The organism is Geodermatophilus sp. TF02-6, assembly GCF_003319115.1.
Classification (GTDB): Bacteria; Actinomycetota; Actinomycetes; order Mycobacteriales; family Geodermatophilaceae; genus Geodermatophilus.
On the sequence record NZ_QOHF01000018.1, the window covers coordinates 94,823 to 106,409 of the forward strand.

Below are 11,587 nucleotides of genomic sequence, written 5' to 3' on the forward strand. Positions count from 1 at the left end.
CCGCCCGGTCGGGAGGCCCGACGCCGGGAGCCGAGCCGGAGGAGGTAGCCGTGACCGACCACGTGTACCGGCTGAGCGAGATCGTCGGTAGCAGCCAGACCAGCGTCGACGACGCGATCCGCACCGCGATCCGCAAGGCCGCGCAGACGGTGCGGCGCATCGAGTGGTTCGAGACCAAGGAGATCCGCGGCCAGGTCGTCGACGGCGACGTCGGCTACTTCCAGGTACGCCTGGCGATCGGCTTCCGGGTCGAGGATTGACGGCCCCGTCCCGGGCCCCGCCCCGAGCGTGCGAGGGGTGGGGAGGACGGGGTCCTCTCTAGTCGAAGCTGCCGGCGCCGTTCCGCCGGTAGGGCGAGCGGCGTTCGAGCTGCTCCCGCTCGGCGCGCTCCTCCCGCATGCGGGCGGCGGTGCCGGCCCGGTAGCCGGCCTTGGCGACCCGGTGCTCGGTCGTCTCGACCATGAACGCCAGCGAGAAGACCAGGCCCATCAGCAGGCCGCCGACCGCGGCCGACAGTCGGTAGACCAGCGGCACGGGCACGGCCACCACGCACAGGACGAGCACCGGCAGCAGCTGGACGACGGCGCGGGTGAGGTGCCGGCGCACCCATCCGGGCCCGGTGGTGTCGGCGAGCACCCAGGGCGAGAGCTCCCGCGGCAGCCCGCCGCCCAGGGCGTAGCGCACCCACTGCAGCGGCGTGGGGCGGCGCGGAGCCGAGCGGGGTGGCACACGTCGACGGTAGGCCGGTACGGGCGTTGCCGGGGGCTCGTGCGCCGGAGCACACTCGCTCCCGCCACCCGACGGCCCTGCGACCTCACGGCATGGAGGTCCCGTGCACATCAACCAGCTGCTCCGCCGCAAGGGAGCCGACGTCGCCACCGTCGACGCCTCCGCCAGCGTCCGCACCGCGCTCGCGCTGCTCGCCGAGCACGGCATCGGCGCGCTGGTCGTCTCCGCCGACGGGCACACCGTCGACGGCATCGTCTCCGAGCGGGACGTCGTCCGCGCGCTGCACCAGCGTGGCGCCGGGCTGCTCGCCGACCCGGTGTCCAGCGTGATGACCGCCGAGGTGCACACCTGCCGCCCCGTGGCCGGGGTGGAGGAGCTGGCCCGCACGATGACCGAGCACCGGGTGCGGCACGTCCCGGTGGTGGACGGCGGGGTGCTGGTCGGGATCGTCTCGATCGGGGACGTCGTCAAGGCCCGGCTGGACCAGCTGGAGGACGAGCGCGCCCAGCTGGTCGACTACATCCAGACCGGGTGAGGACCCCGGCCCGCTTGCAGGGGCCCGCCGGGAGCTTGCGAGCGGTGGGGAGCAAGGGGGTCCTTGTTCCGCCACTCGCAAGCTCGCGGCGGTGCCCTGGAGGGGGCTGCTCGGGGCTCGGGGACGCCGAGGAGGCGCCCGGGCGTACGGTGCCCCGGTGGACGAGCGGCGGTCGGGGGTCGCCTCCGGGTTGGCCGCCTACGGCCTCTGGGGCCTGTTCCCCCTCTACTTCCCCCTGCTGGAACCGGCCGGCGGGGTGGAGATCGTGGCCCACCGGGTGGTCTGGTCGCTGGTCTTCGTCGCCGTCCTGCTGACCGCGCGGCGCCGCTGGGCGCTCGTCCGCGCGGCGGTCACCGACCGGCGCACGCTGCTGGTCCTCCTCGGCGCGGCGGTGCTCATCGCGGCCAACTGGCTGGTCTTCGTCTACGGCGTCAACTCCGGTCACGTGGTGGAGACCTCGCTCGGCTACTTCATCAACCCGCTGGTCAGCGTGCTGCTCGGCGTGGTGGTGTTCACCGAGCGGCTGCGCCCGCTGCAGTGGGTGGCCGTCGGCACCGCCGGGGTCGCCGTGGCGGTGCTGACCGTCGACTACGGCCGTCCGCCGTGGATCGCCCTCACCCTGGCCGCCACCTTCGGCCTCTACGGGCTGATGAAGAAGCTGGTGCGGGTCGAGGCGGCGCCGGGGCTGTTCGTGGAGACGGCGCTGGTCGTCGTCCCCGCACTGGCCGCGCTGGCCGTGCTGCACGCGCGGGGGGAGGCGACCGCCGGCAGCGCCGGGGTCGGGCACCTGCTGCTGCTCATGAGCTCCGGGGTGGCGACCGCCGTCCCGCTGCTGCTGTTCGCCGCCGCGACCCGACGGATCCCGCTGTCCACGGTCGGGCTGCTGCAGTACCTCACCCCGCTCATGCAGCTGGCGATCGGGGTGTTCGTCTACTCCGAGCCGATGCCGCCGGCGCGGCTGGCCGGCTTCGTCATCGTGTGGATCGCCCTCGCGGTGTTCACCGTCGACAGCCTGCGCCAGGCCCGCGCCGGAGCCCGCCGGCGGTCGGCGCAGGAGGCGCCGGCGTCGGTCTGACGGCCCGGGCGGTGCGGGCCACGAGGCGGCCCGGGACGTCGGTGGTCGGGACTACCGTCGCAGGTGTCACCCGACAGGAGGAAACCCGATGTCCGCCGACCCAGCTCCCGCGGTCTCCCCGCCGGGGGGCGAGGTGCCTCTTCCCCCGGCTCCCGACGTCCCCGCCGCCCAGGTCCCCGACGAACCCGCCCCGCGGCCGGGCGGTCTCACCCGCCGCGAGCACGACGTGCTCGCCTTCGAGCGCCAGTGGTGGCGCCGGCCCGGCGCCAAGGAGACGGCGATCCGTGACCGGTTCGGCCTGGCGCCGGTCCGCTACTACCAGGTGCTCAACGCGCTGGTCGACCGGCCGGCGGCGCTCGAGGCCGACCCGCTGCTCGTGCGGCGCCTGCGCCGGCTGCGCGCCGCGCGGGGACACCGGCGATCGGCGCAGGTCCTGGGCAACGAGGGGCGCGGCGTCTAGATTCGCTCACCGTGGGCAAGCACGCGGCGCCGAACGGTGACGTACCGGACCGGGGGAGCGTCCAGCTCCCCCATGGCCGCCGCCGCACGGACGTCGCCGCGAGCGGCCGCCCGACCGACCTCGACCCGAGCGACTCCCCGACGGCGCCCAACCGCAGCCGCGCCGACCGGCGGCGCGACGGCCTGCTGGACGCGGGCGAGGACCCGGGCCGCCGGCGCCCCGCGCAGCCCCGCCCCGTCCCGCCGGGCACGCCGCGCACCGGCGCCCCCGGCTCCGCGCGCCCGGCCGTCCCCGCCTCCCCGCCGGCCGCTGCCGCCGGGACGCCGCGCGGCGGCGGTCCGGCCCGTCCCGCGGCACCGGTCCGGCCGGTCCCCGCTCCGCCCGTGCCGGTCCCGGTCGGCTCCGCGCCGGCCCCTGCCCCTGCCGCGCCGGTCTCCGCGCGCCCGGGGCCGGCTCCCGCCCGACCGGCCGCGCGCCCCCGGTCCCCGGAGCCGGCGCCGCAGACCCGCCTGCGCCTGCCGGTCCCACCGCCCGCCGCGGCTGAGCCCGCCGCGCCGGCCGCCCCGCGCACCACCGTGGCCCCGTTCCAGGCGGTGCCCACCCCCGACTCCGGCGGCGACGGGCCGACCGCCGAGCCAGCCGGCCGGGCGGAGGCCCTCGGCCGGGACCCCGTCGACCCGGAGGTCCTCGGCCGCAGCCCCGGACACGCGATCCGCCCGGAGGCGGCCGGCACCGGCCCGGGCGGCTCCCCCGTGCCGACCGCGCACCCGGCCGAGCCGGGTCCGGGAGCCGAGCCGTCCTGGCGTTCCGGGAGCCCCTCGGCCGCGCCGGGCTACCGGGACTGGACCAGCCCCTCCCGCACCCGCGACCAGGCACCTCCCGACCAGGCACTCCTGGACCAGGCGCCTCCGGCCACCACCGCCATCCCCGACCGCCCGGCCGGGGCGCGCCGGGCGGTCGCCCCGGCGACCGCGGCGATCCCCGACCGGGCACCGGCCGGACGAGGGCTGGCCGACGACGAGGACGACGAGCGCGCCGACCCCTCCCCGGACCGCGACCGCGTGGCCCGCAGCGGTCCGGACACCGGCAGCTCCACCGGCGTCGTCGGCGGCCGCGCCGCCGCCCGGGCCGAGCGGCAGGCGGCCGAGGCCGAGCGCCGGCGCGCCGCCCGTCGCAGCGGCGCTCCAGCCCCCCGCACCGACGAGGACGGGGACGGCCGCCGCGGCACCGGCGTGCGCCGCGCCGCCACCGGGCTGCTGGCCGTGGCCGTCATCGCCCTGGTCGTGCTCGGGGTCTACTCGTTCACGTCGCCGCAGGCGGAGGAGGCCGCCCGCGCCCGCGCGGCCGAGGCTGCCCCGACGTCCTCGGCCGTCGCCGCGCCCAGCTCGGTCCTGCCGCCGCTGGAGGTGTCGCCGCTGCCACCGGTCGACGCGGCGGCGGCCACGCCGGTGCGCGTCCCGGTGACCGTGCTCAACGCCACCGGGGTCCCCGGCCTGGCCGCCGCCATCGTCGCCCAGCTCGGCACCCAGGGCTGGCAGTCGCCCGGCGTCGGGCAGTACCAGGGCGGGGACGTCGCGGTCACCACCGTCTACTACGCCGAGGGCGACGAGACCCAGCGCCAGGCCGCGCTGCAGCTGATGGAGCAGTTCCCGCAGATCACCGGCCCAGGAGTGCGCTTCTTCGACGTCCCGGACGTCGCCGAGCCCGGTCTCGTGGTGGTGGCCACCGGCGAGTGGCGGCCCTGACCGCAGCCCGACCCGCCCGCGGCCACCGTCCCCGGAACCCCCGGGGGCGGTCGTCCGTTGGCCGCACCGTGCGTCCCGTTCGCGGGCCCGTGACCCGTCGCCCGCGCCCCGGCGCCCGCCCGACACCGGCCGCCCTGATCGTCCTGCTGCTCACCGGCGTCCTGCTGGCCGCCGCGCCCCCTGCGCCGGCCGCCGCGGCCGCGGACGTCGCCACCGAGGAGGCGATGGTCCCCTCCGGGTCGGGCGCCGACGCCGTCGAGCTCGACACCACCGTCTACGTCCCCGCGTCGGCCACCGCCGACGCCCCCGCGCCGGCCGTCGTCCTCGCCCACGGCTTCGGCGGCAGCAAGGACTCCGTCGCCGCCGACGCCCGCGACCTGGCCGGGCGCGGCTACGTCGTCCTCACCTACTCGGCGCGCGGGTTCGGGCGCAGCACCGGCCAGATCGGGCTGGACGACCCGCGCTTCGAGGTCGCCGACCTGTCCACCCTGCTCGACCGGCTCGCCGCGCGCGACGACGTCCTCCTCGACGCCCCGGGCGACCCGCGGGTCGGCGTCGCCGGCGCCTCCTACGGCGGGGCGCTGGCCCTGCTCGCCGCCGGCCACGACCCCCGGGTCGACGCGATCGCCCCGCAGATCACCTGGAACTCGCTGACCGCGGCGCTGTTCCCCTCGCAGGTCGGCGCGGCCGACGAGCCGACCGTGGCGGCGACGCCGCAGGGCGACGGCGGGGTCTACAAGCGGCTGTGGTCGGGGCTGTTCTTCGGCGTCGGGTCGGCGCCCAGCGGCGGGCTGCTCGACGGCCTGGGTGGTGGGGACGGCGCGGCCGCGGCGCCCGGCGGTGCGCCCGCGTCCCTCCCGGTCGACCCCACCTCGGTCGACCCGCAGCAGGCCGAGCAGCTGCTCACCTGCGGGCGCTTCCGCGCCGACGTCTGCGCCGCCTACCAGGCCGCCGCCGCCTCCGGGACGCTGACGCCCGAGGTCGCCGCCGTGCTCGACCGGAGCAGCCCGGCCGCCGTCCTGGACCGCATCCACGCGCCCACCCTGCTCGTCCAGGGCACCCAGGACTCGCTGTTCGGCCTCGGCCAGGCCGACGCCAACGCCCGTGGCATCGCCGCGAACGGCACCCCGGTCGAGGTCGTCTGGTACGCCGGCGGGCACGACGCCCAGGCGTCCGAGCGCACCACCGAGCGGCTGCGCGACCAGGTGGCCGGCTGGTTCGACCGGTACCTGCGGGGAGAGGGCACCGACCCGGGCACCGGTTTCGAGTTCCCCGCCCCCACCGGCCTGACCGGCGGGCTGGGCACCGCGCAGAGCAGCGTGCAGGGCGGCACCCCGACCGTCGTCGCCCCCGCCTACCCCGGCCTGGCCGGCGCCGCCCCGGCGGAGCGGCGGTCGATCGCCGTCGACGGGTCGGTGCAGCCGGTGGTGACCCCGGCGGGCGGCACACCCGCGGCGATCACGGTGGTGCCCGGGCTCGGCTCGCTCGGCTCGGCGCTGCCGGGCACCTCGGTCGAGATCCCCGGTCAGTTCGCCGCCTTCGCCAGCGACCCCCTCGACGCGGCCGTCGAGGTCGTCGGAGCGCCCACGGTCGACCTCGCCGTCGCCTCCTCCAGCGGGTCGGCGACCCTGTTCGCCAAGCTCTACGACGTCGGCCCCGACGGGCAGCAGACGCTGCCCTCGGGGCTGGTCGCGCCGCTGTCGCTCACCGGCCTGTCGGCCGACCCCACGGCACCGACCCGGGTGTCGGTGACCCTGCCGGCGATCGTGCACCGCTTCGAGGCCGGGCACACGATGCGGGTGGTCGTCTCCTCGACCGACCAGGCCTTCGCGCTGCCGGCGCAGTCCGCCGTCTACTCGGTCGCCCTGGCCGGTGGGGACGGCGCCGCGCTCAGCGTCCCCGAGGTCGCCGCGCGGGCGCAGGACACCGGCGGCACCTCCCGCTGGTGGGTGCTGCTCGGCGCCCTGGCCGCCCTCGGCCTGCTCGGCTGGGGCGCCGCCGTCCTGGAGGGGCGCCGGCGTCGTCGCCGGGTCTCGGCCGTCGAGCCCGACGGGGAGGACGTGCCGCTGCGCTTCACCGGCGTCACCAAGGCGTACAAGGACGGCTTCGTCGCCGTCCGCGACCTCTCCTTCGAGGTGCGCCGCGGCCAGGTGCTCGGCCTGCTCGGGCCCAACGGCGCGGGCAAGACGACGTCGCTGCGGATGCTCATGGGGCTGATCCGGCCGACGTCCGGGCGGATCACCGTCTTCGGCCACGAGGTCCGCCCCGGGGCGCCGGTGCTGTCCCGGCTGGGCTCGTTCGTCGAGGGCACCGGCCTGCAGCCGCACCTGTCCGGCCGGGACAACCTGCGGCTGTACTGGGCCGCCACCGGCCGGCCGGCCGAGGACGCGCACCTGGAGGAGGCTCTCGAGGTCGCCGGCCTGGGTGCCGCCATCGACCGCCCGGTGCGCCGGTACAGCCAGGGCATGCGCCAGCGGGTGGCGATCGCCCAGGCCATGCTCGGCCTGCCCGACCTGCTGGTCCTCGACGAGCCGACCAACGGGCTGGACCCGCCGCAGATCCACGCGATGCGCGAGGTGCTGCGCTCCTACGCCGCGACCGGGCGCACGGTGATCGTCTCCAGCCACCTGCTGGCCGAGATCGAGCAGACCTGCAGCCACGTCGTCGTCATGGCCAAGGGGCAGAAGATCGCCCAGGGGACGGTGGAGGAGATCGTGGGCACCGGCGGCGCCGTGTCGGTGGGGCTGGCCGACGACGCGGACGCCGACCGCGCGGCCGCCGTCCTGCAGGGCCTGCCCGGGGTGACCGTCGAGCGCACCGACGAGGGGCTGGTCGCCGAGCTCGACGGCACGCCCCGAGCACGGGCGCTGCAGGCGCTGGTGGCCGCCGGCATCGAGGTGGACGCCTTCACCCCGCGGCGCCGGCTGGAGGACGCGTTCCTGGCACTGGTGGGGGAGGGCTGAGCCCGATGAGCACCGCACACGAAGGGGCCATTGTGGCCACAGAGGCCCCCCGGGCCGTGCAGGCGACCGGCGCGGTCGCCGGGTACCGGCCCGAGCGCACGCTGCGGCTGTCGGTGGAGCTGCGCCGGCAGTTCAAGCGGCGGCGCACCATCGGCGTCCTCGCCCTCATGGTGGCGCTGCCGCTGATCCTCATCGCCGCCCTGCAGCTGGGCGGCAGCGAGGACGCGCAGGCCAACAGCCGGATCAACCTGGTCGACGTGGCCACCGCCGGCGGGCTGAACTTCACCCTGTTCGTGCTGTTCGCCACGACCAGCTTCTTCCTGGTCGTGGTCTACGCGCTGTTCTTCGGCGACACCGTGGCCGCCGAGGCGCAGTGGGGGTCGCTGCGCTACACGCTGGCCACCCCGGTGCCGCGGGCGCGGCTGCTGCGGCAGAAGTGGTACGCCGCGCTGCTGCTGTCGGTGGGCGCGCTGCTCACCCTGGTCCTGACCGCGCTCGTCGCCGGCAGCACCGCGTTCGGGTTCGCGCCCATCCAGACGCCGATCGGGGTGACCCTCGGACAGGCCGACGGGCTGCTGCGGCTGGCCGGGATGGTCGGCTACCTCGCCGTCCACCTGCTGGTCGTCGGCACGCTGGCGTTCTGGTTCTCCACGGTCACCGACGCGCCGCTGGCCGCCGTCGGGGGTGCGGTGTTCACCGTGTTCGTCTTCGCCATCCTCGACCAGGTCGAGCAGCTGGGCAGCATCCGCGACTTCTTCCCGACCGCGTACGAGTTCGCCTGGACCGACCTGCTGCAGACCCCGGTCGACTCCGGCGACCTGTTCCGCGGCGTCGTCCAGTCGCTGCTCTACGCGGCGGTCTTCACCGCGCTGGCGTTCCGCCACTTCGCCCGCCGCGACGTCACCTCCTGAGCTGTAGCGGAGTGTGCGAGTGCGGGTTTCCTGTGCTCGCACACTCCGCTACAGCGAGGCGCGGACGGCCTGCGCCCAGCCCTCGCCCATGGGCGCGTCGGTCACGGTCGCGTTGGGGACGGCGACCAGCAGGTCGGCCATCCCGTCGACGGTCGCCCCGTTGGCGGTGATCCACAGCCGGTCGACCGCCGGCGCCATCTCCAGGTCGCTGACGCTGTCGCCGATGGCCACCGCGTCGTCCGGGGTGAGCCCGCGGCGCTCGAGGTCCCAGGCGATCGCCGCGCCCTTGGAGATGCCGCGCGGCATCAGGTGGTAGACCCGCGGCGGCAGCGCGTCGGCGGCCAGCGTCATGCGGGACGTCGCCGGGATGGCGCCGTTGTCCTTGAGCGTCAGCCAGCCGAACCCGCGCTCGGCCAGGTCGGCGTCGACCGCCAGCGGGTCGACCCGGCCGCGCAGCAGCGCGTCGGTGACGTGCGTGGCGTGCCAGGGTGCGTGCCACTCCAGCCGGCCGGGGTGGCGGGCCAGCAGCTGCTCCACGACGCCGGTCTCGGTCATGACCTCCATCGGTGTCCGCCCGGCGTGCTCGGCCGGCAGCCGGCCGGTCAGCCGGTGCACCCCGCGGCCGGCGTCCCAGCTGACCACCGAGCCCAGCTCGGCGATGGCGCCGTCGGCGGCGAAGATGCGGGCGGCCTCCACCACCTGCTCGAAGGTGCGCCCGCTGACCAGTACCAGCTCGATGCCGGCCCGGTGCAGGTCGAGCAGGGCCGCGGCCGGGTCGGCGGTGAGGTCGCGGTGCGCGGTGTGCCAGAACGAGCCCCGCGGGCCGACCATCGTGCCGTCGAGGTCGGTGTAGACGACGCGCGCGCTCACCGGCCCATCCTGGCCCGGGCCGGAGCGCTGTCGACCAGGTGGGTAGAGTCGGGCCGTTCCACTCATCCAGAGGGGCAGAGGGACACGGCCCGGCGAAGCCCCGGCAACCGCCGCTCGCGCGGAAGGGTGCCAATTCCGTCCCGCGCGGCTCGACGGCCCGACGCGGGGAAGATGAGGAGGTAGTCGTCGCATGACCCTGACCGCTCCCGGCTCCACCACGACCAGCCCAGCCGTCCAGGCCGACTCGTCCGCCGGCGGCCCGGTCCCGCCGTCCCCGGCCCGCGGGCTGGTCTGCCGCAACTGCGGCGCCACGTTCGCACCTGTCGCCCAGCACGCTTGCGCCGAGTGCTTCGGCCCCCTGGAGGTCGACTACGACCCCGAGCTGATGCGGCAGGTCACCCGCCAGCAGATCGAGGCCGGGCCGCAGAACATCTGGCGCTACGCCGCGCTGCTGCCGGTCGGCCAGGACCCGGCCGACCGCGTCACCCTGGACCCGGGCCTGACGCCGCTGGTGCGGGCCGACCGGCTGGCCGCCGAGCTGGGCCTCACCGGCGGGCTGTGGGTCAAGGACGACTCGGCCAACCCGACCCACTCGTTCAAGGACCGCGTGGTCAGCCTCGCCGCCACCGCCGCCAAGCGACTGGGTTACGCGAAGATCGCGGCCGCCTCGACCGGCAACCTGGCCAACTCGGTGGCCGCGCACGCCGCCCGCGTCGGCCTGCCCTCCTACGTCTTCATCCCGTCCGACCTCGAGCCGGGCAAGGTCGTGCAGTCGGCGGTCTACGGGCAGACCCTGGTCGCCGTCGACGGCTCCTACGACGACGTCAACCGGCTCACCAGCGAGCTGGCCGAGACCGACGAGTTCGAGGACACCGCGTTCGTCAACCAGAACGTGCGGCCCTACTACGCCGAGGGCTCCAAGACGATGGGCTACGAGATCGCCGAGCAGCTCGGCTGGCGGATCCCGGCCCAGGTCGTCGTCCCGATGGCGTCCGGGTCGCTGCTGACCAAGGTGGACAAGGCCTTCCGCGAGCTGGTCGCCGCCGGCATCGTCGAGGCCACCGAGTGGCGGGTCTTCGGCGCCCAGTCGGCCGGCTGCGACCCGATCGCGACCGCCTTCGACAACGGCTGGGACGTCGTCAAGCCGGTCAAGCCCACCGGCATCGCCAAGTCGCTGAACATCGGCAACCCCGCCGACGGCCCGTACGCGCTCGACGCGATCCGCCGCACCGGCGGCGCGGTGGGCCGGGTGGACGACGCGCAGATCGTGCAGGGCATCCGCGACCTGGCCCGCACCACCGGCGTCTTCGCCGAGACCGCCGGCGGGGTCACCGTCGCCGTCCTCCGTCAGCTGGTCGAGGACGGCCGGCTCGACCCGGCGGCCGAGACCGTCGTCCTCAACACCGGCGAGGGGCTGAAGACGCTCGACCCTCTGGAGCCGGTCGTCGGGCCGACCCACCGGGTGCAGCCGTCGCTGGCGTCGGTGCGGGCCGCCGGCCTCATCGGGTGACCGGTCGGGGGGCGTCCCACGGGCCGGGACACCCCCCGACCTCCCGGTCCCCGGAGTGCGTGAACTTGCTCTCACCACGGCTTTCGTGCTGTACGGTCTGCGCGGTTCCAGTTCCACGTTCGTGTCAGGCGGGCGGGAGAGCTGTACCCGGCCTCCTGGATCGCGGAGGTCGTAGGCACGCACGAACGTGGGAGCACACGTGGCACAGGGCACCGTGAAGTGGTTCAACGCCGAGAAGGGCTTCGGCTTCATCGCCGTCGACGGCGGTCAGGACGTCTTCGTCCACTACTCGGCCATCCAGATGGACGGCTACAAGAGCCTCGACGAGGGCCAGCGGGTCTCCTTCGAGGTCGTCCAGGGCGAGAAGGGGCCGCAGGCCGATTCCGTGCGCGTCGCCTGAGCCACACCGTTCTCGCACCGAGGCCCGGTTCCCGTCAGGGGCCGGGCCTCGGTGCTGTCCTGAGGTGACCGCTCGCCGGCGCGGACGGGGCGGGTCCCGGGGGGACGACCGACGAGTGGGGCCCGGAGGGTCCCCGAGGAGGGACGTGGCGGGGCTCGGTGCAGGTGGGGTACGGCACCTGGCCGGACGGGGCGGGTCCCGGGGGGACGACCGACGAGTGGGGCCCGGAGGGTCCCCGAGGAGGGACGTGGCGGGGCTCGGTGCAGGTGGGGTACGGCACCTGGCCGGACGGGGCGGGTCCCGGGGGGACGACCGACGAGTGGGGCCCGGAGGGTCCCCGAGGAGGGACGTGGCGGGGCTCGGTGCAGGTGGGGTACGGCACCTGGCCG

The 11,587-nt window shown here is 76.2% G+C and carries 11 protein-coding genes and 1 riboswitch; of the genes, 9 read left to right on the top strand and 2 right to left on the bottom strand.

Annotated elements, in window-relative coordinates; all coding sequences use genetic code 11:
• Positions 1 to 50 precede the first annotated feature (50 nt).
• The gene (locus tag DQ238_RS16465) at positions 51 to 260 is read left to right on the top strand and encodes a dodecin (RefSeq protein WP_113782344.1); all 210 of its coding nucleotides are present in this window, start codon (positions 51 to 53) and stop codon (positions 258 to 260) included.
• Positions 261 to 318: 58 nt separating this feature from the next.
• Here DQ238_RS16465 and DQ238_RS16470 read toward each other — a convergent pair whose 3' ends face one another.
• Positions 319 to 729, bottom strand: a complete 411-nt coding sequence (locus tag DQ238_RS16470; RefSeq protein WP_113782345.1) for a DUF5313 family protein — start codon at positions 727 to 729, stop codon at positions 319 to 321.
• A gap of 103 nt (positions 730 to 832) precedes the next feature.
• On the opposite strand from DQ238_RS16470, the gene DQ238_RS16475 reads away from it, so the two are divergent.
• The 6 genes from DQ238_RS16475 (at position 833) to DQ238_RS16500 (ending at position 8,418) form a co-directional block, all read left to right on the top strand.
• Positions 833 to 1,264 (top strand): CBS domain-containing protein, encoded by a 432-nt coding sequence (locus tag DQ238_RS16475; RefSeq protein ID WP_113782346.1) that lies wholly within the window; start codon positions 833 to 835, stop codon positions 1,262 to 1,264.
• Between the two features lie 157 nt (positions 1,265 to 1,421).
• A complete protein-coding gene (gene rarD, locus DQ238_RS16480) occupies positions 1,422 to 2,339 on the top strand; it encodes an EamA family transporter RarD (protein ID WP_113782347.1) in 918 nt (305 codons plus the stop codon).
• An 88-nt stretch (positions 2,340 to 2,427) separates the two neighbouring features.
• Positions 2,428 to 2,799: a DUF3263 domain-containing protein gene (locus tag DQ238_RS16485; RefSeq protein WP_113782348.1), complete on the top strand. Its 372-nt coding sequence runs from the start codon at positions 2,428 to 2,430 to the stop codon at positions 2,797 to 2,799.
• 11 nt (positions 2,800 to 2,810) lie between these two features.
• Positions 2,811 to 4,544 carry a LytR C-terminal domain-containing protein gene (locus DQ238_RS24255; RefSeq protein WP_113782349.1) on the top strand — a complete coding sequence of 578 codons (1,734 nt, stop codon included), beginning with the start codon at positions 2,811 to 2,813 and terminating at the stop codon, positions 4,542 to 4,544.
• Positions 4,545 to 4,633: 89 nt separating this feature from the next.
• Complete coding sequence (locus tag DQ238_RS16495; protein ID WP_233496024.1) at positions 4,634 to 7,507, top strand: alpha/beta fold hydrolase; 2,874 nt, start codon at positions 4,634 to 4,636, stop codon at positions 7,505 to 7,507.
• Positions 7,508 to 7,539: 32 nt separating this feature from the next.
• On the top strand, positions 7,540 to 8,418 hold the full coding sequence (locus tag DQ238_RS16500; protein ID WP_233496025.1) for an ABC transporter permease: 879 nt from the start codon (positions 7,540 to 7,542) through the stop codon (positions 8,416 to 8,418).
• Positions 8,419 to 8,466: 48 nt separating this feature from the next.
• Here the strand turns inward: DQ238_RS16500 and DQ238_RS16505 are convergent, their stop codons facing one another.
• On the bottom strand, positions 8,467 to 9,288 hold the full coding sequence (locus DQ238_RS16505) for an HAD family hydrolase (RefSeq protein WP_113782352.1): 822 nt from the start codon (positions 9,286 to 9,288) through the stop codon (positions 8,467 to 8,469).
• A 59-nt stretch (positions 9,289 to 9,347) separates the two neighbouring features.
• A riboswitch (SAM riboswitch) is annotated at positions 9,348 to 9,466 on the top strand.
• Positions 9,467 to 9,478: 12 nt separating this feature from the next.
• Between DQ238_RS16505 and thrC the strand changes: the two genes are divergently transcribed.
• Together thrC and DQ238_RS16515 are read left to right on the top strand one after the other, a co-directional pair.
• Positions 9,479 to 10,798 carry a threonine synthase gene (gene thrC / locus DQ238_RS16510; RefSeq protein ID WP_199506404.1) on the top strand — a complete coding sequence of 440 codons (1,320 nt, stop codon included), beginning with the start codon at positions 9,479 to 9,481 and terminating at the stop codon, positions 10,796 to 10,798.
• A 199-nt stretch (positions 10,799 to 10,997) separates the two neighbouring features.
• A complete protein-coding gene (locus DQ238_RS16515; protein ID WP_113782353.1) occupies positions 10,998 to 11,198 on the top strand; it encodes a cold-shock protein in 201 nt (66 codons plus the stop codon).
• The last annotated feature ends 389 nt before the right edge of the window (positions 11,199 to 11,587 follow it).